Raw genomic sequence first — 24881 nt, forward strand, 5'->3', positions numbered from 1 at the left:
GCCCGACCCACACCCGCCCGGCGACCCTCTTGGACCGACTGACTCAGGAGAACGTCCGCCGCGCCCACGTGCGGAAGTCCGTGGCGGGCAGGCCGAGGGCCCGAATCATCTCCGGATGGGCGGGGCTTCCGTTCTCGTTGATCCGCTCGACCGTGTTGACCATGGCGGGCAACAGGCCACGCTCGACGGCCTGCTGCGGGGCGAGCACCGGCGCGGTGATCGCCTGGCCGGTGACCTCACTCAGGATGGCCGCGACCTCGGTCATGGTGAGCAGGTCGCCGGCGAGTTCGACGTCCAGGCCGTCGAGCTTCCCCGGGTTGGTGAACGCGATCGCCGCGGCTTCGCCGATGTCGTCGACGGCGATCCACGGAATTCGGGCGTCCGCGGCGAAGCCGGTGATGATCGTGCCGCTGGACCAGTCGCCGAAGAGGTAGGACCAGCCGACGAGGTTCTCCATGAAGGTCGAGGGCTTGAGGACGGTCCAGTGCGCGAAGCCACCGGAGCGCACCATCTCGTCGATGGCCGCCTTGCTCTCCCAGTAGTGCCTGTCCCACCGGCCCTCGGTCCAGCCGGGCTGGTTACGGTGGAAGTCGCCAGCACCCGAGACGCTGCTGTGCACGACGTGCGACACGCCGGCCCGGCGCGCTGCCTCGACGACGTTGCGGCCACGGGTCACCTCGGCGTTGCCCTGCAGGTCCGTCACGTCGGGATACGGGATGGAGAAGAGGCCGTCCATCCCGTCCGCCGCGGCGAGCAGCGACTCCACGTCGTCCAGGTCGCCCTTGACCAGTTCGGCGCCCCGATCCCGCAACGCCTGGGCGCTGTCGGTGCCCAGATCACGGACCAGGGCACGAACCGGGACGCCCCGGTCCAGCAGCGCTCGGGCCGTGGCCCCGCCCTGCTTGCCCGTCGCGCCGATGACGAGAACAGCCATGATGCCTCCCGAGAAACAAGCGGGGTGGTCCCCCACTTCTCGTCGGCTACGATATGGGGGACCACCCCATTTCTGCAAGGCGGACCATGAGAGCGGACGCGCAGCGCAACTACGACCTCATCGTCAAGGCGGCCGCCGAGGCGATCGCCCGCGACGGCGCGTACGCCTCGCTGGAGGAGATCGCCCGATCCGCCGGGGTGGGATCGGCGACCCTGCACCGGCACTTCCCCACCCGGTGGTCGCTGCTCCAGGCGGTCTTCCGCGGCTGTGTCCGCAACCTGGCAGCGCGTGCCGGAGACCTGCTCGCCGCGCCGGACGCCCTCGACGCGCTGACGACCTGGTTGCACGAGGTCACCGCATACGCCACGACAACCCGCGGTCTCGCGGATTCGCTCCTGAACGAGCCCACCGAGGAGACCGATGCCTGCGGCGCGACGCTCGTCGCCGCCGGTGAACCACTGCTACGCCGAGCCAGCGACGAGGGTTCGGTACGGCCCGACATCACAATGGCCGACCTGATGATCCTCGCCAACGGCATCTCGCTGGCGGCGCAACCAATGGGCGCGGCCAAGGCGGAACACCTGCTGACCCTCGCCCTGCGGGGGATCGGCTCAGCGAGCCGACCGCAGCCGTGCGCCGCAGAAGCACCGCCGCCCCGGTAGACCGACGCGAATCGGTCCACCGGGGCGGCGGGTGACAGTGACTCCACGATCGCCCGGGGCGGGCGCGTACGGGCGTACCCGCAGGTCAGGCGACCGGCTCGCGGGCCGGGTCGGCGTCGCTCTCGGTGCCCGGGGTGAGCCGGGGGTCTCCCTCGTCGGCGAAGTAGTCGTCCGGCGTGGTGCCGTCGACCCCCTCCGCCACCTTGGCGGCCCGCAGCGCCAGCGTCACCAGCGCCGCGACAGCCAGGTTGACAAGGACCGCCACGATGCCGACGTAGATCGTCCTGGTGGTGTCGAACCCGAACTCGGACAGCGGGAACGCCGAGCCGCCGAAGTGCTTCTTCGTCGGGCTGGCCACCTGGTAGAGCATCCACATGCCCAGCCCCATGCCGGCCGCCCAGCCGACGATCAGGCCGGTGCGGTGGAACCAGCGGGTGTAGAGGCCCAGCGCCACCGCCGGCAGCGTCTGCAGGATGATCACGCCACCGATCAGCTGGAGGTCGATGGAGAACTGCGGGTCGAGGAACACGATGCAGGCCACCGCGCCGACCTTCACCACCAGCGAGGTGATCTTCGAGACGTTGGCCTCCTGGGCCGGGGAGGCGTCCCGCTTCAGGTACTCCTTGTAGATGTTGCGGGTGAACAGGTTCGCCGCCGCGATCGACATGATCGCCGCGGGCACCAGCGCACCGATGCCGATCGCCGCGTACGCCACACCGGCGAACCAGTCCGGGAACTGCTGGTCGAACAGCAACGGCACGATCGTGTTGTTGTCCACGCTGCCGGCCGACGCCCCGGGCAGCGGCTTCACCCCCGCCGCGATGGCCATGTAGCCGAGCAGCGCGATCAGCCCGAGCAGCAGGCTGTACGCGGGCAGCGCCGACATGTTCCGCTTGATCACGTCGCGGTTCCGGCTGGCCAGCACACCGGTGATGCTGTGCGGGTAGAGGAAGAGCGCCAACGCCGAACCGAGCGCCAGCGTCACGTACTGAAGCTGGTTGTTGCCGTTGAGCAGGATGCCGTCGTTCGGGTTGGGTGAGGCGTCGAATTTCGCGTCGGCGGCGGCGAAGATGTCCCCCCAGCCGCCCAGCTTGTACGGCAGGTAGACGATCGCCACCAGGATGACGACGTAGATCAGGCTGTCCTTGACGAACGCGATGAGCGCCGGCGCGCGCAGCCCCGACTGGTACGTGTACGCGGCCAGGATCGCGAACGCGATGATGATCGGCAGGTGCCGGGCCACCGCGTTGTCGCCGGTGACCCCCATCGTCTTGAGCACGGCCTCGATGCCGATCAGCTGCAACGCGATGTACGGCATGGTGGCCACGATGCCGGTGATCGCGATCAGCAGGGCCAGCACCGGCGAGTCGAACCGGTTGCGGACGAAGTCGGCCGGCGTGACGAACCCGTGCCGGTGCGACACCGACCAGAGCCGGACCAGCACCAGGAACACCAACGGGTAGATCACGATGGTGTACGGCACGGCGAAGAACCCGGCCGCTCCGGCGCCGAACATCAGGGCCGGCACCGCCACGAAGGTGTACGCGGTGTAGAGGTCACCACCGACCAGGAACCAGGTGACCCAGCCGCCGAAGCTGCGCCCGCCCAGCCCCCACTCGTCCAGGTGCGCCATGTCCTTCGGCGCCCGCCACCGGGCGGCCACGAAGCCCATCGCGCTCACCAGCAGGAAGAGGAACGAGAAGACGATGATCTCGGTGAGATGGTCGCGCCACATCAGGAATCACCCCGCTTCTTCGTCATCTGGTAGACCAACGTGGTGGTGCCGACGCCGAGCAGGATGAAGGCCAGTTGCAGCCAGTAGAAGCGCGGGAAGCCGAAGACCCGGGGCGAGTCGCCATTGAAGAAGACCGGGATCAGCGGCACCACGATGGGGATGAAGAGCAACCAGTTCCAGGGGCTGTGGTCCTTAGCCCTGGTTGGCGCCGTGGTGGGCGCCTCCGGTTCCGGTGCAGCCATCTGACACACCTCCGGGGAGTCGAGGCTCTCGATGTAACGGCCGGAGGCTACGACTCTGTGACGGCGGTCACGCCTCCCGAGAGGCGGATCGTGCGCCGAGCGGCGAGTGCGGTGCGCCGAATGACGGCCGCCCGCACGGGACAGCGAGGGCTGCACCACGGGGGCGGCGACCGGACCAGCGCCACCGGGCCACCGGCTCGACCGGCGGGGGACGGGACCGGCCGGTAGACGCCGGCACCGCCAGCGGTGCTCAGAGCGCTGCGAGGTGGGCGGTGTCGTTGACAGTGCGGACGGCGACGCCGCCGTCGGGCCACATGTCGAGCACCGAGATGCCGGCCGCGTCCAGGAAGAGCCGATGCAGGAACCCGTCGCCGGCCGCGAGCGCGTCGCGCAGCACCAGCTTGATCGGGGAGACGTGCGAGACGACCACCACGGTCTCCCCGGGGTACGCGGTGAGCAGCCCGGCTGTGACGCGGTGGGCGCGTTCGGCGACGTGGGTGAACGACTCCCCGCCCGGCGGGGCGATCCGAGGTGAGGCGAGCCAGGCGTCCATCTCCCCCGGCCACTGCTGGCGCACCTCGGCGAAGGTCCGCCCCTCCCACTGGCCGAAGTCGCACTCGATCAGGTCGTCCTCGGTGCGGACCGGCACGTCGCCGCCGAGCGCTTCGGTGATGGCCGCCGCGGTGGCCGTACACCGGGACAGCGGTGAGCTGAGCACGGCCGCGACGGACGGGGCCAGCGCGGCCACCCGGGCGCCGGTGGCCAGGACCTGGTCCCGGCCCTTCGCGGAGAGCGGCACGTCGCCGCGGCCGGAGTAGCGCCGCTGCTCGGTGTACTCGGTCTCGCCGTGCCGGACCAGGATCAGCCGGGTGGCGGTGAAGGTCGGCCGTGGCTCCCACGAGGCCGGCGCGGTCGCCGGGTCGCTGCCCGTCGCTGGCGTCGCCGGGGGTTGGCCCGTCGTCGGGGTCCGCGCGGGTCGGCCGGCGGCGGCGTCCATTGCGGCGTTGGCGAGCGCGTCGGCGTGCCGGTTCTGCTCGCGCGGAATCCACGCGAACCGCACCGCCGTGAACCGGCCCACCAGCCCGGCGGCCTCGGCGGCGAGGGGTCGCAGGCCGGGGTGCTTGATCTGCCACCGGCCGCACATCTGCTCGACCACCAGCTTGGAGTCCATCCGGACGTCCACCTCGGCGGCGCCCAGCTCGGCGGCGGCGGTCAGCCCGGCGATCAGCCCCTGGTACTCGGCGACGTTGTTGGTCGCCGTGCCGAGCGACTCGGAGCGCTCGGCGAGCACCTCGCCGGTTTCCGCGTCACGCACCACCGCGCCGTAGCCGGCGGGACCGGGATTGCCCCGGGATCCGCCGTCGGCCTCGACGCTGACCACCCGCGGCGCCACGACCTACAGACCCGACTCGTTGGTACGGACCATGATCCGACGGCAGTCCTCGCAGCGGACCACGTCGTCCGGGGCGGCCTTGCGGATCCGGGCCAGGTCGGCACCGGAGAGCTCCAGCCGGCACCCGCCGCAGCGGTGCGCGGTGAGCAGCGCGGCACCCAGCCCGGTGTCCGCACGGATCTTGTCGTAGAGGGTGACCAGGTCGGCCGGGAGGTCGGCGGCGAGCGGCTGACGGGCGCCCTTCTTGAACTCCTCGTCCTTGGTGATCTCGGCCAGCGCGTCGTCGCGGCGCTGCTCGGTCGCGGCCCGCTTGTCCCGGGTCTCGGCCAGCCGCTGCTCCACACCGTCCAGGACGCCCTGCGCGGTTTCGCGCTGCTCCATCAGCTCCAGCTCGGCGTCCTCCAGGTCGCCCTGGCGCCGGTTCAGCGAGACCAGCTCGTGCTGGAGCGCCTCCAGCTCGCGGGCCGGGCCGGTGCCGGCGGCGAGCCGGTTCTCGTCCTTCTCCTTACGGGCGCGGACCTGCTCGACGTCCTTCTCCAGCCGGGCGATGTCCCGGTCCAGGTCGTCGACCGCCACCTGGGCGCGGACCCGCTCATCCTCCAACGACGACAACTCCCGGGCCAGCGACTCCAGCTCGGCCCGCTCCGCAAGCGTTCGCCGGCGGTGCGCGAGCTGGGCGAGGTTGGTGTCGATCGCCTGGAGGTCGAGCAGGCGGCGCTGCACCTGAGGGTCAGCCTTCACGGTCGGGCTCCTTGTCGTCCACAGCGGGTGCGGCGGCGTGCACGGTCCACGGGTCGGTGTCCAGGTCGGACACCAGCGTCTCGACGCCCAGCGCCTCCCGCAGGAGGGCGGCCAGGTCGTCCAGCCACGGTCGTTCGGTCGCCCAGTGGGCGGCGTCGATCAGGGCGGGACCATCGGCGGCGAGGTGCTCGCCGGCCGGGTGGTGCCGCAGGTCGGCGGTGAGGAACGCGTCCACCCCGGCGGCGGTCGCGGCGCCGAGGAAGCTGTCCCCCGACCCGCCGCTGACGGCGAGGGTACGAACCATACGCCCGGGATCCCCCGCCGCGCGAACTCCCCAGGACGTGACGGGGAGCACGGCAGCCGCGTGCCGGGTCAGCTCGGCGAGAGTCATCGGCTGGGGCAGCTCCCCGATCCGGCCGAAGCCCCGGTCGTCGCCGTGGGCGGCCGAGCCGGGCGCGGGCCGCTGTAGCGGGCGCAGCCCGGTCAGCCCGAATCGGGCGGCGAGGGCGTCGGAGACGCCCGGGGCGGCCACATCGGCGTTTGTGTGCGCGGCGTAGAGCGCCACCCCGGCCCGGATCAGCTGGTGGATGATCCGGCCCTTGAAGGTCGTCGGCGCCACCGACGAGACCCCGCGCAGCAGCAGCGGGTGATGCGCGACGATCATGTCCACGTCGGCGGCCAGCGCTTCGGCGACCGTCTCGGGCACCACGTCGACCACGCAGAGCACCCGGCGGACCGGGGCGGCCGGCTCGCCGAGCACCAGGCCCACCCGGTCCCATTCCTCGGCCCAGACCGGTGGATAGCGCCGTTCCAGCTCGGCCACCACGTCGGTCACAGTGGGGGCGGATCTGCTAGTGCTCACGGCGGGCCAGCTTACCGGCGCGGGGGCGGTCCAGCGGTGACACCCGGCCCGGCCGCGTCGCGGGCAGGCCGCGTTGGTGAGTGCCAGCAGGCCGCACTGGTGAGTGCTAGGCAGCGCTCGCGGAGACGGCGTGCAGCGCGGTGAGCGGCATCGCCCAGGGGAAGGCGTGCAGGTGCTGCTCCCCCGTGCCGGGCGGATGCAGGGCGATCACGTGGTCACCGAAGAGCACAGTGACGCCCCACTCGGCCAGCCGGGCCACCCCGGTACGGAACGCGGGGTGGGCGGCCATCGCGACGTTGGTGTACGGCACCGCGACGATGGGGACGCCCTTGCCCTGCGCCTCGACGAGCAGCCCGAGCGCCAGGGTGTCGGCGATCCCGGCCGCCCACTTGTTGACCGTGTTGACGGTGGCCGGGCAGACGATCATGGCGTCGGCGGGCGGCAACACGTCCGGGTCACCGGGATTCTTGTAGTGCGTCCGCACCGGGTGGCCGGTCTGCCGAACCAGTGCGGCCTGGTCGACGAACTTGGCGCCGTCCGGCGTGGCGACCACGCAGACGTCCCAACCATCCTGCTGGGCAAGGTCGACCAGACAACCGACGTGCCGGGCCAGCGGTGAACCGCAGGCGATGACGTAGAGCACCTGGCGGTGCCCGCTGTGACGTGGCGAACCGGCCATCAAACCGGCTCCGCGCTCATACCCCTACTCCCATGTGCTCAGCCAACTCCGCTACCGGAGAAGGCGGCGCACCACGTGTGCGACGAAGGATGTCCGACATCACCTCGTGGGCGATCGGCCGGCAGCGGATCTCCGACGGCGCGAGTCGATCACCGAGCAGGAGCATCTCGCCGGCGTTCGCCACGTCGCCCAGTTGGGCGTACCCGCGGGCGATGTCGAGCAGGTGATGGGCGCGGCGTTCGGGCAGCAGCGCGTTGAAGGGGGCATCTGCGATGCGCAGTTGGTGCACCTCCACGGCCCGACCCCCGTCCCCCAGTTCCACCGCGGCGGCGGCCCGGTGCAGTTCGACGTTTGTCGGGCCGAACGACGTCCAGTAGTGGTTGTGGTCCCCGCCGAGCAGCGTGGCGGCCTCCTGCGCGCAGTTGATCAGGTCGTCGACGCTGGCCGTGTCACCGATGCGCGACGCGGCCATCGCACCCTGGAGCAGCAGCATCCCGTAGACGGAGAGGCGGGCCGGGGTGACCTCGTTGCTCCCGCCCGGGGCCAGCCGGTTGGCGATCTGGACGTTCAGCTCCAGCGCGGGGCGGGCCCGGCCCATCGCGACCAGCGCGTTGCAGACCCGGGTGGTGGCGATGCCGGCCAGCAGGGGGTCGTCGGCCCGCTGGGCCACCGCCATCGACCGGTCGGCGGCCAACCAGGCGAGCTCGCACTCACCGAGCTTGCGCAGCACCGAGGAGGCGATCTGGTAGACCTGCCCGAGCAGGTGGGCCGCCTCGGGGGCCCGGTCACCGCCGTAGGCGGCGTCGGCGGCCTGAGCGTCGCGCAGCAGCTTGGGCAGCGCCCGGGTGAGCATGCCGTAGCGGCCGTACTGGTAGGTCAGCCAGGCGTGGTTGACGGCCTTGCGCAGGTCCTCCAGCGGCGGCGGACACGGCACCGCGTCGAAGTACGCGCTCATCGAGTCGTAGCGTTCCAGCGCCGCCCGGATCTCCTGCACCTCGACCTGGTCGATGCAGTTCAGCGCGTCGGTACGGCGCTCGGGGTCCTTGCCCAGGAGGAGTTGCACATCGACCTGGAGGATGTCGGCGATCTCGTAGAGCACGGAGAACTTGTCCAACCGGCGGACGCCGCGTTCGACCTTGTCCACCCAACTCTTGGACTTGCCCAGCCGGTCGGCGAAGACCTGCTGCGACATCTTGCGGCGCCCCCGCCAGTAAGCCACTCGCCGTCCTATGGGTAGCTCGTCCATCTGCCCATCCTCCCCTGCCGCCCGGACCGATCGAGTCGAGGCGATGTCCGCGGGTGCGGCGACTGTCGTTCACTTTCAGGTTTTCGCTGGTCGCACACGATGTGCGTCAGCCGTACAGCCAGTCCTCGTACTTTTCGTGCAAGTTGCACGAGCCGTTCGTCAACCTCAACGATCGTGGGTTACGGCAGTGACGGTGCTCGACATGCGACCTGGCGACCGCCGGGCCCGACGAGGGGAGATGGCACACATGTGGGGGAACGTCGGACCGCGCGTCGCCGAACTGTCGCCGCTGGAACGAGTCCGGCTGCGCCGGGTCGCCATGCGGTACGCCGCACACGGGTGGGAGGTCACGCCGGGGGCCTGTCTGGCCCGCAGCCGCTTCGTCTGCGGCCGGGCCGGCTGTCCCACAGTGGGTTGCCACCCCGCCCTGGAGAACTGGGAGTTGGCCGCCAGCGCCGACCCGGCCCGGGTGGCCACCTGGTGGCGGAACCGCCCACACGGGGTGCTGCTGCCCACCGGCCGGGCCTTCGACGTGCTGGAGGTGCCCGCCCACCTGGGCCGGCACGTGCTCGACGCGGTGCAGATCCACCCGGCCGGCACCGGCGTACGCGGGCCGGTGCTGGTCACCCCCACCGGGCGGTGGATGTTCCTGGTCCGCCCCGGCGACCCGCTCCGGCCGGAGTTGGAGCACTGCTTCCACGTGGTCCGGCACGGGCCGGGCTCGTGGGTCCCCGCGCCGCCCACCCGGCTGCCGGAGGGCACGGTCCGCTGGGCGGTCGCCCCCGAGCAGGCCCGTTGGCAACTTCCAGATTCGTACCTCGTGCAGAACACGTTGATCGGGGCGCTGCGCGCCGCCGGGGTGACCCTCGCCCCCGACCTGCTCCCCGGTCACCTGCCACTGCCCCGACGAGGCAGGTGAAACGGGCCCGGCCGACGATTCCATCCGGTGTGCGACAGCGTCGCCGGGGCGCCGGTCCTCGTTGACAGGGAGACGGCGCGAACGCGCGCCACGAACGGGGGAACGATGTCCACGAACGACAGGGCGCCTCATCCCGGCGGCACCGAGCCGCCCCGACGCAGCCACCCACGCCACCGGTGGGCCGGCACCCGGCCGTCCGGCTCGCGCCCCGGCCGCCCACGCCCCACCGGCTCCCGCCCGGCCGGCACCCACCGCCCGCTCCGCTAGTCGGTAGACGGGAGGGCGACGGAATGGTACTGGCGGGCGTCGTCGGTCACCACCGCGTGGGTGTGGCCGTCGAGGCCGTTCAGCCAGCCGAGACCGGCGGCCCCCATGGCGAGGGCGGCGGTGGCGTACGCGTCGGCCACGCCGAGGTCCGTGCCGACCACTGTCACCGAGCGCAACCCGCTGGCCGGGGCGCCCCGGCGCGGGTCCAGGACGTGCCGGCCCCGCTCGTAGACACCGGACGTGGCCACGGCCAGGTCGGTGCCGGTGAGCACCAGGCAGGTCGCCATGGCGTCCCAGGGGTGCCGGATGCCAACGCGCCACGGTGCCCCGGCCGAGGAGAAGCCGCGTACCCGCACGTCACCGCCGGCGTTCACGCAGTGGTTCGCGGCACCGGCGGCGAGCAGGCGATCCGAGGCGACCTGAGCGGCCCAGCCCTTGACGAAGCCGGACGGGTCGAGCCGCCCGGTGGCGTACGCGTCGAAGAACCCGTCGGTGGCACCCCACAGGTCGGCGCAGGCCTCCAACACGAACCGCAGCTCCGCTGACGCCTCGGAGAGCAGCACCTCGCCCCGGTCGAAGCGGCACACCTCGCTGTCCGGCTGGTACGTGCTGAACCGGGCGTCCACCTCGCGCATCCAGGCGAAGACCTCGTCGGCCAACTCGTGCAGGGTCGCCGGCGGCAGGTCGTCGGCCAGGTCCACCGTGATCGCCGTACCCATGATCTGCTCGACCCGGCACAGCCCTGGTCGGAGCATCGCGGCCGGCACGTCAGAACGCCTGCTCGATCGCGCCCCGCAGGGACTGCTTGTAGGAGTTGCTGGTCTCGGTGGCGCCGGAGACGGTGTTGACGTTGGCGCTCTGCTTCTGCACCACCTCGCCGCCGGTGCCGTCGTACCTGCTGCTGACGTCGTCGCTGTGGATGTCGGACTCGCCGCCGCTGGGCAGCGACAGCGAGACGGCCTCGACGATCCGGTTGCCGGAGACCACGATCTGCACCTGCACGAACCCGTACTCGTTGTCCACGCCCGGCCCGGTGACCCGCCGGGTGGTCGACTGCGGCGCCTTGGTGGTGGTCCGCGGCGCGGAAGGGGCCTTCGCTGTGGTGCGGGGGCTGCCGGGTGGCCGGGCGGTGCTCTTGCTGGGTTTGGCCGACGACGGCGCGCTGGGCGCCACCGACGGCGTCGGTGCCCCGGCCACCGGGTCGGCCACCGGATCGGCGGCCGGGTCGACATCCTGCGGGGTGGGGTTGACCGGCTGGGCGGTCGGCAGGTTCTGGGCGACCTGGGTGGCGGCCGGCGAGCCCTTGAACACCACAAGCGCGGTGGTGCTGGCTGCCAGGCCGGTGATCGCGAGCAACGCGCGACGCATGGGATGCCTTCCTACAACTCGAACGTGGCCAGGTGGATCTGCCGTCGGGGCACGCCGGCGCGGCGCAACGCGCGGACCGACTGCTCCACCAGGCCGGGTGGCCCACACAGGTAGACGTCGCGCCGGGCCACGTCGGGCACCAGTTGCCGCAACCCGTCCGGGCTCATCAGCTGCCGGGGACCGGGGTCGTCGCGGGAGCCGATGACGTACCAGACCGAGGTGTCGCGTTCCTGAGCCAGCCAGTCCAGCTCGTGGCTGAGCAGCACGTCGGCGGGGGTACGGGCCCGGTAGATCAGGGCCGCGCCCGGCGGCAACTCCTCAAGCATCGCCCGGATCGGCGTGATGCCGCTGCCGCCCGCGATCAGCAGGGCCCGCTCGCGGACCCGGTGCGCGGCGGTGAAGGTGCCCGACGGGCCTTCCGCCCAGACCCGGGTGCCCGCGGTCAGGTCGCGCAGGTCCGCTGTGTGCGCGCCGACGACCTTGACGGTGAGCCGCAACCAGCGACCGTTCGCGGCGGCGGAGACGGAGAACGGGTGCGACTGCCACCAGCAGCCCCGGGTGAGGAAACGCCAGCGGAAGTACTGGCCACCGAGCATCGCCAGCCGACCGAGCCGCTCGCCGGTGAGATAGATGGAGATGGTGTCGGGGCTTTCGGCGACCACGTCGGCGACCCGCAGCCGGTAGCGCAGGTTGAACGTCAACGGCGCGAGCACCCGACCCCAGAGCAGGGCGGCGACCACCAGCAGGTAGAGCGCGATCCAACCGGTGCGGACCGGTCCGGGCTTGTACAGCTGCGCGCCGTGGGTGAACTGGTGGCCGAAGCCGAGCAGCAGGATCAGGTAGCTGGACAGGTGCAGCAGGTGCCACAGCTCGTAGGGCAGCGCCCGGCGGATCGCCCGAATGCTGCTGAGCCCGACCAGCATCATGATGCCGGTGGCGACGAACGCCGAGACCATGTCCTCGTAGTCGCCGAGCAGCGTGCCGACCTCGGCGAGAACCGACTGGTTCCGCAGGTCCGCGTAGCCGACGAGGATCAACGACAGGTGCGCCAGCACGGCGACCAGCAGGGTGGCCCCGACGTCGCGGTGCCAGCGGGCGATCTGTTCGCCGCCGATCCACCGCTCCAGCACCGGCAGCCGGCTCATCATCAGCACCTGCACCAGCAGCAGGTAACCGGCGATCAGACCGCTGATCCGGCCCGCCGCGGTGACGGTGGCCGCGGTGCTGCGCAGCGAGCCGGCGGGGGTGCCCAGCCACCACGGCAGCACGCTGGCGAGCAGGCCGACCAGGAGCAGCAGGCCGAGCAGCCGCCGACCGCCGGGTCCGCGCCGGTCCGGGATCTGCGGGGGTACGGGCGCAGCCGACCGGCCGCCGTGCCGGGACGAGGTCCCGGTACGACGGCCGGCGGCGTGGGTGTGCGGGTACGTCACGCGTACAGCTTCATCGGGGCGTACTTCTGGCGGGGGAAGACCTTCTCGACCTCCGCGTTGGTGAGCCCGAACCGGCCCTGGGCCACCGCGCCGTACACGTTGAACATGTTGTTGTACTCCGGCACGTCACCGGAGTCCAGCTTGTCCAGACCGTTCCAGTCGCCGAGCAGCGACCCGGCCAGCTTCTTGCCGGAGAGGATCGTGACCACCCCACCGTGCCCGTGGTCGGTGCCGCCGGTGTTGGAACCGACCCGGCGCCCGAACTCGCTGGACACCATGATCGTCACGTCGGCGGCCTGCGGGCCGAGGTCGGTGAAGAAGGCCGCCATCGCGCTGGCCAGCTCGTTCAGCCGGCGGTGCAGCTGGCCGCCCTCCCGGGTGCCCTGGTTCTCGTGGGTGTCGTAACCGCCCATCCCGACGGTGGCGACCCGGACGTTCGCCCCGCCCTTGATCAGCTGGGCGAGTTGCTTGAACGCGTTGCCGACGCCCTCGTACTTGACGCCCTCGGCGGGCTCGTACGGCTTGGCGGCCAACTGCTGGGCGGTGGCCAGCGCGCCCATGCCCTCCTGCACGGCCTCCTCGACCGGGTGGTTGATCCCGGTGAAGAGCCCCTTGATGGCCGCCTCGGTGGCGGCCCGGAACCGCTGGTCGCCGTTGAGCCGCAGCGACCCGACGTTGTTCAGCGACAGCGCGCCGTTGGTGCCCACCAGTGAGCGGGGCAGCGTGCTGCCGATGCCGACGCTGCGGAACGCGGTGCCCTTGCCCAGGTGATCGACGAGACCGTCGAGCCAGCCCCGGCCGCCGGTCTCGTTGGGCAGGCCACCCAGGTTGCAGGCGTCCGCGGCCTGGAAGTGGCTACGGGACAGCCGCTCGTCCGAGGTCCCCGGGACGAAGCCCAGCTGACCGGCCGTGAGCCACTTCTCCAGCGGCTTGAACGCGCTGGTCAGCTTGAAGCCCCGGTCCAGGGCCAGCGAGTCGTTGCCGAGCAGCAGGTCGGGACGGGCCTTGGCGAGCACTGCGTCGCCGTCCGGCGCGACCAGGCTCAGCCCGTCCAGGCCGCCGTAGAGGAAGACGTGGATCAGGGTGCCGGTCTTGGTCGCCGCGAACGACGCCGACGTGGTGACGAACTGGGCGGTGGCCAGGGCCGTGGCGGTGGCCGCGGCACCCACCACGAAGGTCCGCCGGGTGACGCCACGACCGTCCTGCTGGGCCTCCTCCAGGTTCTCCAGAGTGCGGTAGCGGTCCCGCTCGGCGGCGCTCTCGGCGGTGACGATGTCCGCCTCCGCGCGCAGCAACGCCTCGGCCGGGTTGTCGGCCAGCCGTCGCACGTCGGGGCATTCGGGGTGCAGGGGGAAAGATTTGTACACAGTCTTCTCCATCGGGTGCCTCACCGGAGGTGGTGCTGGGGGGAAGCGAGGATCGCCCGCGCGACGGCGGTGATGGCCCCGTTGAACGTGGCGTCGACCTTGGCAGTCGCCGGCACACCGGCCACTGCGAGGATCAGGTTCTTCTCCCGCGTGCTCAGCTTCTGACCCACCAGCCGCTGGGAGAGCGCGTCCACGTACGCCCCGGCGGTGGCCGGCGGCTGGGCGACCAGCTTCTCCGGCGCCGTGTACGTGAAGGCGGTGCGGTAGCCGGCGATGATCTCGCCCGCCTCGTTCCAGCCGTTGACCATGGTGCCGGCCGACGTCCAGGCGACGTAGACATCCGGGTAGCCGTCCGGGGTGGGCTGACCCATCGGGAAGTGGCCCAGCTCGCGCAGCTTGTCGTGGATCTGCCGCAGGCCCCGGGCGTACGGGGTGCGCTTGTTGTCGCCGTTGTTGTGCTTCGGCGACGCCTCCGGTGCGACACCCAGGGTGCGGTACGTGGCGACCAGGTACTCCATCGGCCGGCGCACCTTCTGGCCCACGCCGGCCCAGAACTCGGAGGAGCTGAACAGCGCCATCAACACCGGCTTGATCAGACCGTTGTTCGTGGTGTACGTCTTGGCCAGCCGGTCCACAAGGGACTTCGGCGGGGTGTCCGAGACGAACCGGGTCGCCAGGCTCTGCGCGACGTACTTCGCTGTCGACGGGTGCAGCGCGATGTAGGCGATGTACGCGTCGATGGCCGCGTCGGCCTTCTTCGCGTCGGCGGAGTCGTTGGCGTGGGTGAAGCCGAGGACCTTCACCTTGCCGACGTAGTGCTGCTCGGGCTTGAAGACGTACTTGCCGTCCCGGTCGATGCCGCGGCCGGTCTGGAGCAGCGCGGCCTGCCGGACGTCCTGCTCCCCGTAACCACCGTCGACGCCGACCGAGTAGAGCTCAAGGTTCTCCCGGGCGAGGTTCTCGTTGATCGCGTCCTTGCGGGAGTCCTTCTGGTTCAGGTAGATCAGCAGCGCGGGGTGCTTGTTCGCGGCGACGAGCATCTCGGGGTAGCTGCCCAGCGCGTGCTTGCGCACGACGTCCTGGTCGAACGAGTTGCGGTAGGGCTCACCGCCGTCGAAGTCGGCGGCGACGTGCAGGAAGTCGTTCCAGAAGTCGACCATCACCTCGAACAGCTGGCGCTTGGACCAGATCTGCCGGGCGAGGGTGGCGTCGACCATCTCGCGCTCCGGCTGGGCGCCCTGCTCGTTGAGCTGGTCCCGCTGGGCGCGCAGCTGCTGTGGGTCGAGCTTCAGGGTGGGCAACTCGGAGAGCTTCAGCTCGGCCTTGCTCGGCGCGAGCTTGTCCGGCTCGAACTGGGCGCGGATCCAGGCGTCGATGCCCTGGCTCTTGATGTCGGCGATCAGCGCTGGCGTCGGCCCGAAGGAGGCGCGCCGGGCCAGGTGCAGGATCGGGTCCTTGGCCAGCACCGTCTTGACTGTCACCTTGGTCGCCGCCGCGGCGGCGGCCGGACCGGACAGGGTCCGTCCGGTGGTTGGCGCGTTCTTCTTCAGCGCCTCACCGGCCCGGGAGCCCATGTAGCTCTCGTTCTGCTCGGTGTACGTACGCACCGTGCTGGGCTGCTGGCCACTGGGCCGCGCCGCGGTGCCGTCGGTCACCGTGCTGCCGGTCGCGTCGCCGGCCACCGCCTCGTCGCCGAAGAGGCCACGGAACTGTGGGGTCATGGCGAGCGCCGCGCCACCGGCGACGACGGCAGCGGTGCCACCGAGGGCGACAATGGCCTTGCGCCGGCCGACCTTGCGACCCGATTCGTCGTCATCGTCCAGAGGGGGCAGTCCGACGCCGGCCGGGCGCGCTGGCGCCGGGCGGCTGAGACCCTCAGGGCCGACCCACTGCGGGCCGCGCGGACCGGGTGCCGGGTGTCCGGCGTGGGCGTAACCGTCGCCGTACTGCTCGCGCGGGTCGGCCTGCGCGGGATAGCCGCCCTGGTAGGGGTGGGGCGAGTCGTACCCGTAGGGCGCGGACGTGTTGGGGTCGCCGTAGCCGTCCGCGTTGTGGTGCTGGCGTCCGTCCCAACCGCGGTCGTCCCGCGGTCGACGTGGTGGCACATTCTGGTCGGCCATGTACCAATCCCGATTTCTGATGAGCGCCGAAAGCTGCGACCGGGCAGGTGCGGCAGGTGCGGCGACTGTTGCCTGAGGGGGTTGCTACGGCAAGGTAACCAAGCCCTCAGGTGCCTTCAAGGTGGGCCGAACACCCTCGCGAGGGCACTTAAGGCAGCGCTCAGTGCGACATCTCGGGCCGGCGTCGGGCCGAAACCCAGCGCGGACCTTCCCAGCAGGGCGTACGCGCGGCAGCCGGGCACAGACCGGACCGCGCCGCCACACGCGACACGTTCCACGCCGTTCACCACCACAGGCAAACTTAAGGTTCGGGTAAGCCGGACGTGAGGTGACCTCACGTGACGGAAAAGTAGCAGCAACGGGCGAGCGTGAGCCGCCGCAGCAGCGGGTATGCCGCCGAACCGCTGGACGCGTGAGGGGAAGGCAGCGCCATGCTCAGCAAAGAGGATCAGCGCAGGTTCGACCAGATCACCCGTCAGCTCCGGGAAAGTGACCCGGCCTTCTTCGCCCGGTTGGACCACCGGGCTCGGGCCCGAAGGGGCCGCTACCTGATGTTGTTGACCATCGTGCTGTGGGCGTCGCTGCCGGCGATAGCCGTGTTCGCCGGTCGGTTGACCGGCGCGATCTGCGCGGTGGTGCTGGTGGCCAACGCCGCGATCATGTGGCGGTTCCGCCGCCGGTGGACGTGACGGCTCACCGGTCGGCCGGGCCGAACGCCCGGTACGCGCGGCGCAACCGTTCGAGCAGTCCCGGCCCGCCGATGGCCGGCGCTGGCGCTCCGAGCTGACGCAGCAGGAGGTCGGGGCCGGTCGCCAGTCGGGGTGGCCGATCGGGCAGCGGCACCGGCGGCATCCAGAACCGGTCCGCGGATTCGGCCAGCGGAGTTGCCGGCAGCCCGGCAAACGCGCGGGCCGCGCCGACGGGTGCCGCGACGTCCACAGCCGACTCTCGACCGTCCGGTTCGGACGGTGGACCGGTCGGTGCGGGGGGCAGTGCCACTCCGGTGGCCTCGACCCGCCGGGCGCGCAGCTCGTCGAGCAACTCCGCACGGGATCGGCCGCGCCAGTGCAGCAGCTCGAACGGGTCCGCGTCGAACGCCTCGGCCAGTAGGTAGAACGTTGCCGCGAGGTGCTTGCACGGCACCGCGAAGTCGGGGCAGTTGCACCGCTGGGTCAGCTCGTCCACGCCGGCTGGGAAGAGCGGCGCGCCAGCAGCGACGAACAACTCCTCCAACTCGTCGGGGAGGTCCCCGGCGAGCAGCCGGGCGCTGAAGAACGCCTGGCCGGCCAGCTCCGCCTCGATGCGGGACCAGAGCGCGGCCGGGAACGGCTTCAACGCGATGGACACCTGGTACGGCTGCGGCCGGGAGCCCTGCACCACCGCGCTGACCCGTCCGGGCGCGATGGCGAGCGTGAGCACCTGACCGGCCCGCGCGTACGACCGGCCACGGGTCAGCCGGGTGCCGAGCGCGAACGACTCCAGGACCTCCAGGAAACGCCGCGACCACCAGGAGCGGCCGATCGCGCCCCGGGCGCTGCGCGCCCGCAGTCCCCCGTCGACCCGGCGGGGACGCCCGTAGTCGGCGAACCGGTCGGTGCTCATCACTCCACCACCGCCCCGGCCTCCAGGGCGAACAGGTCCCGCAACTGGCCGGTGGACAGCTCGGTGATCCACTGCTCGCCGGTGCCGACCACCCGCTCGGCAAGGCGGCGCTTGTCCGCGATCATCGCGGCCACCTTCTCCTCCACAGTGCCGGCGCAGACGAACTTGCGGACCTGCACCCGTCGGCGCTGCCCGATCCGGAACGCCCGGTCGGTGGCCTGGTCCTCCACCGCCGGGTTCCACCACCGGTCCACGTGCACCACGTGGTTCGCGGCGGTCAGGGTGAGCCCGGTGCCGCCGGCCTTGAGGGAGAGGACGAACAGCGGCGGACCGTCAGCGGACTGGAAGCGCTGCACCATGGCGTCCCGGTCGGCCTTGCCGAGGCCGCCGTGCAGGAACAGCACCTCCCGGCCGAACCGCGCCGACAGGTGACCGCGCAGCATCGCACCGAACTCGGCGTACTGGGTGAACAGCAGTGCCCGCTCCCCCGCCGCCAGCACCTCCTCCATGATCTCGGTCAGCCGGGCCAGCTTGCCGGAGCGGCCCTCCAGCGGCGAGCCGTCCCGCAGCAGTTGGGCCGGGTGGTTGCAGACCTGCTTGAGCCGGGTCATGGTGGCCAGCACCAGGCCGCGTCGCTCGATGCCGTCGCTCGTTTCGATCCGGGCCAACATGTCGTCGACCACCACCCGGTACAGGGCGGCCTGTTCGGCGGTGAGGTTGCAGAGCACCTCCATCTCGAGCTTCTCCGGCAGATCCGAGATGATCGACGAGTCGGTCTTGAGGCGGCGCAACACGAACGGCCCGGTGATCCGGCGGAGCCGCTCGGCGGCCTCGGCGTCGCCGTGCCGTTCGATCGGCTCGGCGAACCGTTTGCGGAACGTCGCCGCCGGCCCCAACAGCCCCGGGTTGGCGAACTGCATGATCGACCAGAGGTCGGCGAGCCGGTTCTCCACCGGCGTACCGGTTACCGCCACCCGCTGCCGGGCGGGCAGCGCGCGGACCGCCTCGGCCTGCCGGGTCGACGCGTTCTTGATCGCCTGCGCCTCGTCCACCACCACCCGGTGCCAGTCGATGCCGGCCAGGTCGACGGCATCGCGGGCGGCCACCGAGTAGGTGGTGAGGACCAGGTCCGCGCCGTGCGCGGCCGCGCTGAACTCCGCCCCCCGCGCCCGCTCCGCCCCATGGTGTACGTGCACCCGCAGCCCCGGGGTGAACCGTGCCGCCTCCCGCTGCCAGTTGCCGACCAGCGACATCGGACAGACCAGCAGGGTCGGTCCGGCCTCCGGCGGGTCCCCGGCGAGCAGTGCGAGCAGCTGCACGGTCTTGCCCAGCCCCATGTCGTCGGCGAGCACGCCACCCAGGCCGAGCGAGCGCAGGAACGCCAGCCAGGCGAGTCCGCGCTGTTGGTACGGCCGCAGCGTCCCCTGGAAACCCGGCGGCGGATCCAACGGGGTGAGCCGGCGCTCGACCGCCCCGGCGAGCAGGTCGCCCAGCGTCCCGTCGGCGGTCACCTCCAGCACCGGCAGCGCCCCGGTGGCCTCGCCGTCGGCCAGCCCGAGGCGGAGCAGGTCGGCGACGGTCAGCTCGCCTGCCGAGCGGAGCAGACGCAGACCGGCGGCGAGCCGACCCGGGTCCAGCTCGACCCACCGGCCGCGCAGCCGCACCAGCGGGGTCTTCATCTCGGCCAACGCCGCCAACTCCTCGGCGGACAGCGGCTGGTCACCGAGGGCGATCTCCCAGCGGTAGTCGACCAGAGCGTCCAGACCGACACCGGCTTCGGTGCCACCCACAGTGCCGGGCGCGGTACGGCTGCGGGCCCGCAGCCGGGCGCCGAGCCGCGCCGACGGGCGCTGCCACCAGGACGGCAGCAGCACCCCGAAACCTGCCGCGTGCAGCACCGGGGCGCCCTCGCTGAGGAACCGGTGCGCCCCCTCCACGTCGAGCTCCATCGCCTCGGGGGCGGCGGTGCGCAGCGCGGCATCCAGATCCGGCCAGAGCCGGCTGGCCCGGCCCAGCTCGGCGAGCAGTGTCTCCTGCGGGCTGGTCGTCCGACCGGTCAGACCGCCGAGCGTCTGCGGTGCCCGCCAGACCTGCCCGGCGTCGACGTGCAGGCCGGGCTCGTCCGCGGCCTGCAACCCGAACTCCAACCGCCACCGCCCACCGCCGGTAGCCTCGACCGGCACTGGGGTGCTCTCGACCGGCACCGGCGTGCTCCCCGTCGGCGCTGGGGTGCTCCCCGTCGCAGCTGACGTGCTCCCTGTCGGCGCCGACGTGCTTTGGGCCGGCACCGGGCGGGTGGCCAGGATCGGTTCGGTGACCTCGTCCGGGGCCGGTTCCACAAGCCGGAAACTGGCCCGCACCGGGCCACCGGCGGCGTCTCGCTGCCAGAGGTCCAACTCTTCGCGCAGCGTGGCCAACGCCGTGGGATCGACTGTGAAATCACGCTGCGGGCCGGCGAGCGCCGCCAACCAGGCCGGTGCCGGGCCACCCGGCCGCAGCCCCCGGGCCAGTGTGGTGGTCGCCAGCGCAGCCCGCGCGGCGGCGTCGGTCAGCGCGTCGAGCGCACCGGTGACCACGTCGGCCGCGGTCAGCTCACTCCCGCCCGAACCGCTGCCCACCCCGGCAGCGCCGTCCAGGCTGATGGTGGCGGGGTTCATGCCCACCGGGCTCGTGCCGGACGGGCTCGCGCCGGACGGGCTCGCGCCGGACGGGCTCGCGCCGGACGGGCTGATGGCGGCCGGGCTCGCGCCGACCGGGCTCGTGCCGACCGGGCTCGTGCCGGCCGGGCTCGTGCCGACCGGGCTGGTGGCGGCGGGGTTCATGGCGGCCGGGCTCGTGCCGGCGGGGGTGGGGATTGTGGTGGCCGAGGTTGTGCTCGGGGTGGATGGCAGAGCGGAGGCGGTGGGCGTCGGCGGGACGACAGCGGCGGCTCGGGCGGCTGGCGGCAGGGCCAGCGCCAGCGATCGCGCCCAGGCGGCGTCGGTGCCGGTCAGCAGCGGCCGCCAGACCGCCCGCGCGGTGACGCTCGCTGCGGTGGTGCTCGCCGCCGTGGCGCTCGCCGCCGTGGCGCTCGCCGCCGTGGCGCTCGCCGCCGTGGTGCTCGCCGCCGTCGTGCTGACACCGGGCAGGACGCGGCCACGGGTCACCAGGTCGGCGGCGAAGTCGGCCAGCTCGGCGAGGTGACGCAGGGTCGCCCCGGGCACCGCCGGGAGGTCGTCCAGGGCGCGTAGCAGCGACAGCGCGTCGTCCGGGGCGTACACCAGCACGGGCACCCGCCACCCGGCCAGGGTGAGCCGGCTGCGGGCCGGGGGTGCGACGGCGGTCCGGATCAGCTCGGGTGAGTCGGTCGGCGTGCCCGCCCGGGTGGGCAGGGTGAGCAGCGCGGTGCCGGGGTGGGCCGGTTCCGCCGCGTCGGCGAGGACGGCGGCCAGGTCGGCGTGCCCGGCGGCGAAGGGGTGCGGACGTTCCCGGGGCGGTCGGCCGGGGCGGGCCGGTGGGGGCGGCGCGGCGCTGTCCTCGGCCCAGACCGCGAGGCCGCCGGTCGAGCCGTCACCGGGCAGCCACAGCCCGTGGATGACCAGCACCTGCTCCCCCTTGTCGCCGCCCGCGCCCAGGATAGGCGGCCCCGCTGGGCGATCACCCGCCCCACCGCCCCAGGCACCGACTCCACCAAGATCAAGTGATGAAAAGTAGGTTCAGGATCGGTTCCTGACCTACTTTTCATCACCTGATCAACGAGGCTCAGATCGCGCCGGACTCGCCGTCGGTCAGCTCGCGCAGGATGTCGGCGTGACCGGCGTGCCGGGCCGTCTCCTCGATCAGGTGCACCAGGATCCAGCGCAGCGACACCTCGCCGAGCTGCGGGTGCGGCACCACGTGGTCGAGGTCGAAGCTCGCGGCGATCGCCCGCGACCGTGCGCAGGCCCGCTCGTACGCCTCGGTGAGCCCGGCGACGGTGTCCTGGTCGCCGAGCGTGAAGCTCGCCACCGCGTCCTCCTCCGAGGTGAGGTAGACGTCGCCCGGCTCGGGGGCCAGCAGGGTCGGGAACCAGTTCCGCTCGACCAGGGTCAGGTGCTTGACCAGCCCGGCGAGCGTGGTCGCCGAGGGCACCAGCCGTCGGCCCGCGTCGGCATCGGAGAGACCGCGCAGTTTGCGCAGCAGCACACCACGGTGGAAGTCGAGAAACGAGTCCAGTACGGCGCGCTCGTCGCCGGTACGGGCGAGCACCGGGCCGAGCGTCGGATCGATCGTCTGCTCCATCCGCCGACCCTAGCCACGGGCCGGTCTCCCCGCTGCCCCACTAACCGCTGCGGGCGGGCGGCACGACGGGCAGGATGGGCGCATGGCTTCATCCGTGCGGATCCTTCTCGTCGGCGGCACGGCGGACGGGCAGACCATCACCGTCGAACTGGACAGCAACGGCCGTCCACCGCTGACCCACCATCACCTCGGCTCGGGTGGGCTGGCGGAGGCACAGATCTACGAGCTGGAGACCGCCCACGAAGAAGCCCGCGAGTGGCGGTACCGGTGGACCGGTCCTGCGGTCTGACCGCCCACTCAGACCCGGGCGAGAGCCTGGCTGCGGAGCCCCTCCAGCACGCCGCGGGTGACCTCCGAGGTGCCCCGCGCCTGCTCGCACACCTCCGCCACCCGTCGGGCGGTGGCCTCCGCGCGTTGCTCCCGCTCGTCCCACAGCCGGTCGACCTCGGCCAGCAGCGGCCCCTCGACCTCCCGCTCCACGCCGCGTAGCGCCGGCACGCCGAGTCGCTGGGCGAGGTCGAAGACCTTGCCGGCGTACGGCAGGGGCAGGAACGGTGTGCCGACCATCGCCGCGAAGATCAGGAAGTGCAGGCGCATGCCGACGGCCAGGTCGAAGTGGCGCATCAGCCCGAGCACCTGCTGCGGCGAGTAGGTGCCGTGCAGGATCCGACCGCGATCGGCGGCGACCATGTGGGAGAGCACCCCGTGGGCGTGCCGGATGTCGTCGCGTTCCATCGGCACGAACAGCACATACGCATCGATCCGGTGCACCAGGAAGTCACCGATCTGGGCCAGCAGCCGGTGGTAGCCGTCCACGTCGAGCCGCTCGGCGGCCCGCCCCGGCTCCCGCACGCTGATCCCGACCAGCCGCTTACCGACCGGCACACCCTCCTCGGCGAGCAGGTGGGCCGGGAAGTCCTCGGGTTGCAGGAGGAACGCCGGGTCGGCGGTGACCGTGATCGGATTGAGCAGACCGGCCTCCTCCAGCACCATCCGGGACTCCTGGTCACGGACCGTCACCTGGGTCGCGCCGGAGAGCGTCTCCCGGACCATGCCGGTATCCACCCCGTCGCTGAGCGGCCCGACCCCCACCGCGTACGTGATCAGGGGCAGGCCGCGCTCCTGGGCGACCCGGACCACCCGCAGGTACCGGCGGGCCTCCCGGTCGTAGAGAATGCCGCCGCCGCCCAGGATGAGCAGGTCGAGCTGGGCCAGGACCAGGGAGGAGTCGGTACGGCTGACGCCCTCCCAGGGGACCGCCTCGACGTCCGGGTGGGCGGCCCTGGTGTGCTCGGGGTTACGGGAGAAGACGATGATCCGGGCGTTTGGTTCCTGCGTACGCAGATCGGTGAGCAGACCGGTGAGGATCGCCTCGTCGCCGAGGTTTCGCCCCCCGTACGAGCCGAGCACACCGATGGTCAGTCCGGCACCGTGCGTCATCCGTCGCTCCTCCCCAGGTGCGGTCCGCGCCGGTTTCCCGCTGGACAGGTGAACAGTCCTGCCGGGGGATCGTCCTGGGTCGCTCCAGACCGGCGACGCCCACTCAGCCCGCCGGGGCGATCCGCTTCGCCATCTGCTGCGAGGTGACCTCGAAGCCCAGGCTCTGGTAGAGCCCGATCGCGACAGCGTTCGTACCGAAGACGTTCAGCCCCAACTCGGGCACCTTGAGCTGGGCGAGTTCGGCCTCGACGAGCTGGATCATCCGACGTGCGTAGCCGCGGCCCCGGTGCGCCGGACGTACCTCGATGTTCTGGATCCAGGCATGCCTCGGGGCGGCCGACGTCGGCAGGGTCACCCAGATCCAACCGACCTCGGTGTCGTCGACCCGGCCCACCCGCAGCAGCGTCCCCTCGGTCGCCGCGCCCGCCGGCAGCGACTCCCGGATCTGGCTGACCGAGCGCTCCAGGGCCGCCTCCGGGGTCATCCCCCGGTGCGCGACCAGGTCCTCCGCGTATCCCTGTTCCAGCGGCTCCTGTAACCGGGCCAGCTCCTGCTCCGTCATCGGTGTCAGCGTCAACTCCACCGAATCCTCCCCTCCGTCGTTGCCGAGTGCAGCAGATCCAATCCGGGTACGCCACCGGGTTAGCCGGTCAGCGCGCGGATGGCAAGCCGGTCAGCGCGCGGATGGCAAGCCGGTCAGCGCGCGGTTGGCGAGCCGGTCAGCGCGCGGTTGGCGAGCCGGTCAGCGCGCGGTTGGCGAGCCGGTCAGCGCGCGGTTGGCGAGCGGTCCAGTTGGCGCGCCAACTGCGTTAGGTCGTCGAGGCGCAGGTCGCCATCGAGCCCCTTCAGCGCGGCGGTCATCGCGCCGGCGGCCCGCCCGGCCCGCAGGCCGACCTCGGCGTCCTCGACGACCAGGCACCGCGTCACGGGCACGCCCAGCAGGGCGGCGGCCCGCCGGTAACCCTCCGGGTCCGGCTTGCCGACGCGCACGTCGTCCACTGTGACCAGTACGGGAGCGATGATGCCGGCGGCACCGAGCCGAGCCTCGGCCAGCCGCGTGTCGGCGCTGGTGACCACCGCCCAGGGCAGCCCCAGCCGGGCCAGCGCGGTCAGCAGTTCGTGCGCCCCGGGGGTGGCCACCACGTCGGACAGGTCGTCGTACTGCAACGCGAGTTGCCGCGCCGCCGCCGCGGCGACAGTGGTGTCATCGAGCGCGGGCATCAGGCGGCGGATGGTCCGGTCCGCCGGGCTGCCGTGGGCGATCGCCAACGCGGCCACGGGGTCGACCCCGTACTCGGCGGCCCAGCGCTCCCAGGCCCGCTCGACGGCGGCGTCGGAGTCGACCAGGGTGCCGTCCATGTCGAACAGCACTGCGCCAATACCGCCCAGCCCCACGATCACCCTCCCCAGTCGCCCGGCTCTCCAGGCGACCCTCCCCCACCATCAAGATCCGCGCAACTTCGGTGATCCTGCTGTCTCGTCGCCCGTTGAGGCAGCAGGATCCCTGAAGTTGCGCGGATCTTGGGGGCGGCGGGGCGGCGGGGCGGCGGGGTGGCGGGGCGACGGGGCGGGGTGGGCGGCGAGGGCGGCGGGGGGCGGGTATCGGACTTGGGG

At 72.1% G+C, this 24881-nt stretch carries 23 protein-coding genes; 4 read left to right on the plus strand and 19 right to left on the minus strand.

Features of this window, described 5'->3' with window-relative positions; genetic code table 11:
* Positions 1-43: 43 nt before the first annotated feature.
* The gene (locus ABZU25_RS05185; protein WP_355028050.1) at positions 44-934 is read right to left on the minus strand and encodes an NmrA/HSCARG family protein; all 891 of its coding nucleotides are present in this window, start codon (positions 932-934) and stop codon (positions 44-46) included.
* Between the two features lie 86 nt (positions 935-1020).
* Between ABZU25_RS05185 and ABZU25_RS05190 the strand changes: the two genes are divergently transcribed.
* Positions 1021-1596, plus strand: coding sequence for a helix-turn-helix domain-containing protein (locus ABZU25_RS05190; protein ID WP_355028051.1), 576 nt, complete (start codon positions 1021-1023; stop codon positions 1594-1596).
* An 85-nt stretch (positions 1597-1681) separates the two neighbouring features.
* On the opposite strand, the gene mctP is transcribed toward ABZU25_RS05190, so the two are convergent.
* The 7 genes from mctP to ABZU25_RS05225 all read right to left on the minus strand — a co-directional run bounded on the left by mctP (position 1682) and on the right by ABZU25_RS05225 (position 8494).
* A complete protein-coding gene (mctP, locus tag ABZU25_RS05195) occupies positions 1682-3331 on the minus strand; it encodes a monocarboxylate uptake permease MctP (RefSeq protein WP_355028052.1) in 1650 nt (549 codons plus the stop codon).
* Positions 3331-3573 carry a DUF3311 domain-containing protein gene (locus tag ABZU25_RS05200; protein WP_124822819.1) on the minus strand — a complete coding sequence of 81 codons (243 nt, stop codon included), beginning with the start codon at positions 3571-3573 and terminating at the stop codon, positions 3331-3333. The genes mctP and ABZU25_RS05200 overlap by 1 nt, the downstream gene beginning before the upstream one ends.
* A gap of 250 nt (positions 3574-3823) precedes the next feature.
* On the minus strand, positions 3824-4966 hold the full coding sequence (locus ABZU25_RS05205; RefSeq protein WP_355028053.1) for a bifunctional RNase H/acid phosphatase: 1143 nt from the start codon (positions 4964-4966) through the stop codon (positions 3824-3826).
* Positions 4967-4969: 3 nt separating this feature from the next.
* A complete protein-coding gene (locus ABZU25_RS05210; protein ID WP_355028054.1) occupies positions 4970-5707 on the minus strand; it encodes a C4-type zinc ribbon domain-containing protein in 738 nt (245 codons plus the stop codon).
* Entirely contained in the window at positions 5697-6569 is an 873-nt protein-coding gene (locus ABZU25_RS05215) for a Nif3-like dinuclear metal center hexameric protein (protein ID WP_355028055.1), read from the minus strand. Before ABZU25_RS05215 ends, ABZU25_RS05210 begins: the two co-directional genes overlap by 11 nt.
* A 106-nt stretch (positions 6570-6675) precedes the next feature.
* Entirely contained in the window at positions 6676-7248 is a 573-nt protein-coding gene (locus ABZU25_RS05220; protein WP_355028056.1) for a flavoprotein, read from the minus strand.
* Positions 7249-7264: 16 nt separating this feature from the next.
* Positions 7265-8494, minus strand: coding sequence for a helix-turn-helix domain-containing protein (locus tag ABZU25_RS05225; protein ID WP_355028057.1), 1230 nt, complete (start codon positions 8492-8494; stop codon positions 7265-7267).
* Positions 8495-8741: 247 nt separating this feature from the next.
* Here ABZU25_RS05225 and ABZU25_RS05230 point away from each other — a divergent pair, with 247 nt between their 5' ends.
* Complete coding sequence (locus tag ABZU25_RS05230; protein ID WP_355028245.1) at positions 8742-9413, plus strand: bifunctional DNA primase/polymerase; 672 nt, start codon at positions 8742-8744, stop codon at positions 9411-9413.
* A 263-nt stretch (positions 9414-9676) separates the two neighbouring features.
* Here ABZU25_RS05230 and ABZU25_RS05235 read toward each other — a convergent pair whose 3' ends face one another.
* From ABZU25_RS05235 to ABZU25_RS05255, 5 genes are read right to left on the minus strand one after another with little or no spacing between them, the layout of a single operon-like run.
* A complete protein-coding gene (locus ABZU25_RS05235; RefSeq protein ID WP_355028246.1) occupies positions 9677-10399 on the minus strand; it encodes an FAD:protein FMN transferase in 723 nt (240 codons plus the stop codon).
* Positions 10400-10448: 49 nt separating this feature from the next.
* Complete coding sequence (locus ABZU25_RS05240; RefSeq protein ID WP_355028058.1) at positions 10449-11048, minus strand: FMN-binding protein; 600 nt, start codon at positions 11046-11048, stop codon at positions 10449-10451.
* An 11-nt stretch (positions 11049-11059) separates the two neighbouring features.
* Complete coding sequence (locus ABZU25_RS05245; RefSeq protein WP_355028059.1) at positions 11060-12478, minus strand: ferredoxin reductase family protein; 1419 nt, start codon at positions 12476-12478, stop codon at positions 11060-11062.
* On the minus strand, positions 12475-13857 hold the full coding sequence (locus ABZU25_RS05250; protein WP_355028060.1) for a DUF1501 domain-containing protein: 1383 nt from the start codon (positions 13855-13857) through the stop codon (positions 12475-12477). The genes ABZU25_RS05245 and ABZU25_RS05250 overlap by 4 nt, the downstream gene beginning before the upstream one ends.
* 8 nt (positions 13858-13865) lie before the next feature.
* A complete protein-coding gene (locus ABZU25_RS05255; protein WP_355028061.1) occupies positions 13866-15965 on the minus strand; it encodes a DUF1800 domain-containing protein in 2100 nt (699 codons plus the stop codon).
* Between the two features lie 431 nt (positions 15966-16396).
* On the opposite strand from ABZU25_RS05255, the gene ABZU25_RS05260 reads away from it, so the two are divergent.
* The gene (locus tag ABZU25_RS05260; RefSeq protein WP_355028062.1) at positions 16397-16654 is read left to right on the plus strand and encodes a DUF3040 domain-containing protein; all 258 of its coding nucleotides are present in this window, start codon (positions 16397-16399) and stop codon (positions 16652-16654) included.
* Positions 16655-16658: 4 nt separating this feature from the next.
* On the opposite strand, the gene ABZU25_RS05265 is transcribed toward ABZU25_RS05260, so the two are convergent.
* The 3 genes from ABZU25_RS05265 to ABZU25_RS05275 form a co-directional block, all read right to left on the minus strand.
* Entirely contained in the window at positions 16659-17567 is a 909-nt protein-coding gene (locus ABZU25_RS05265; RefSeq protein WP_355028063.1) for an SWIM zinc finger family protein, read from the minus strand.
* Positions 17567-21151: an SNF2-related protein gene (locus tag ABZU25_RS05270; RefSeq protein ID WP_355028064.1), complete on the minus strand. Its 3585-nt coding sequence runs from the start codon at positions 21149-21151 to the stop codon at positions 17567-17569. The genes ABZU25_RS05265 and ABZU25_RS05270 overlap by 1 nt, the downstream gene beginning before the upstream one ends.
* A 157-nt stretch (positions 21152-21308) precedes the next feature.
* A complete protein-coding gene (locus tag ABZU25_RS05275; RefSeq protein WP_355028065.1) occupies positions 21309-21827 on the minus strand; it encodes a DinB family protein in 519 nt (172 codons plus the stop codon).
* 82 nt (positions 21828-21909) lie between these two features.
* Here ABZU25_RS05275 and ABZU25_RS05280 point away from each other — a divergent pair, with 82 nt between their 5' ends.
* On the plus strand, positions 21910-22116 hold the full coding sequence (locus tag ABZU25_RS05280) for a hypothetical protein (RefSeq protein ID WP_355028066.1): 207 nt from the start codon (positions 21910-21912) through the stop codon (positions 22114-22116).
* A gap of 8 nt (positions 22117-22124) precedes the next feature.
* Here the strand turns inward: ABZU25_RS05280 and ABZU25_RS05285 are convergent, their stop codons facing one another.
* From ABZU25_RS05285 to ABZU25_RS05295, 3 genes are all read right to left on the minus strand, one after another.
* Positions 22125-23267: a polysaccharide pyruvyl transferase family protein gene (locus tag ABZU25_RS05285; protein ID WP_355028067.1), complete on the minus strand. Its 1143-nt coding sequence runs from the start codon at positions 23265-23267 to the stop codon at positions 22125-22127.
* Between the two features lie 103 nt (positions 23268-23370).
* Positions 23371-23829 carry a GNAT family N-acetyltransferase gene (locus ABZU25_RS05290; protein WP_355028068.1) on the minus strand — a complete coding sequence of 153 codons (459 nt, stop codon included), beginning with the start codon at positions 23827-23829 and terminating at the stop codon, positions 23371-23373.
* Between the two features lie 203 nt (positions 23830-24032).
* Complete coding sequence (locus ABZU25_RS05295; RefSeq protein WP_355028069.1) at positions 24033-24662, minus strand: HAD-IA family hydrolase; 630 nt, start codon at positions 24660-24662, stop codon at positions 24033-24035.
* Positions 24663-24881: the final 219 nt, after the last annotated feature.

The sequence above is a fragment of the Micromonospora sp. NPDC005215 genome (assembly GCF_040607915.1).
Classification (GTDB): domain Bacteria; phylum Actinomycetota; class Actinomycetes; order Mycobacteriales; family Micromonosporaceae; genus Micromonospora.

Bases quoted from the DNA above. Each gene is read 5' to 3' on its own strand.
- ABZU25_RS05185 (WP_355028050.1), bottom strand. From the start codon at position 934: ATGGCTGTTCTCGTCATCGGCGCGACGGGCAAGCAGGGCGGGGCCACG.
- ABZU25_RS05190 (WP_355028051.1), top strand. From the start codon at position 1,021: ATGAGAGCGGACGCGCAGCGCAACTACGACCTCATCGTCAAGGCGGCC.
- mctP (WP_355028052.1), bottom strand. From the start codon at position 3,331: ATGTGGCGCGACCATCTCACCGAGATCATCGTCTTCTCGTTCCTCTTC.
- ABZU25_RS05200 (WP_124822819.1), bottom strand. From the start codon at position 3,573: ATGGCTGCACCGGAACCGGAGGCGCCCACCACGGCGCCAACCAGGGCT.
- ABZU25_RS05220 (WP_355028056.1), bottom strand. From the start codon at position 7,248: ATGGCCGGTTCGCCACGTCACAGCGGGCACCGCCAGGTGCTCTACGTC.
- ABZU25_RS05225 (WP_355028057.1), bottom strand. From the start codon at position 8,494: ATGGACGAGCTACCCATAGGACGGCGAGTGGCTTACTGGCGGGGGCGC.
- ABZU25_RS05230 (WP_355028245.1), top strand. From the start codon at position 8,742: ATGTGGGGGAACGTCGGACCGCGCGTCGCCGAACTGTCGCCGCTGGAA.
- ABZU25_RS05235 (WP_355028246.1), bottom strand. From the start codon at position 10,399: ATGGGTACGGCGATCACGGTGGACCTGGCCGACGACCTGCCGCCGGCG.
- ABZU25_RS05240 (WP_355028058.1), bottom strand. From the start codon at position 11,048: ATGCGTCGCGCGTTGCTCGCGATCACCGGCCTGGCAGCCAGCACCACC.
- ABZU25_RS05250 (WP_355028060.1), bottom strand. From the start codon at position 13,857: ATGGAGAAGACTGTGTACAAATCTTTCCCCCTGCACCCCGAATGCCCC.
- ABZU25_RS05255 (WP_355028061.1), bottom strand. From the start codon at position 15,965: ATGGCCGACCAGAATGTGCCACCACGTCGACCGCGGGACGACCGCGGT.
- ABZU25_RS05260 (WP_355028062.1), top strand. From the start codon at position 16,397: ATGCTCAGCAAAGAGGATCAGCGCAGGTTCGACCAGATCACCCGTCAG.
- ABZU25_RS05265 (WP_355028063.1), bottom strand. From the start codon at position 17,567: ATGAGCACCGACCGGTTCGCCGACTACGGGCGTCCCCGCCGGGTCGAC.
- ABZU25_RS05275 (WP_355028065.1), bottom strand. From the start codon at position 21,827: ATGGAGCAGACGATCGATCCGACGCTCGGCCCGGTGCTCGCCCGTACC.
- ABZU25_RS05280 (WP_355028066.1), top strand. From the start codon at position 21,910: ATGGCTTCATCCGTGCGGATCCTTCTCGTCGGCGGCACGGCGGACGGG.
- ABZU25_RS05285 (WP_355028067.1), bottom strand. From the start codon at position 23,267: ATGACGCACGGTGCCGGACTGACCATCGGTGTGCTCGGCTCGTACGGG.
- ABZU25_RS05290 (WP_355028068.1), bottom strand. From the start codon at position 23,829: ATGACGGAGCAGGAGCTGGCCCGGTTACAGGAGCCGCTGGAACAGGGA.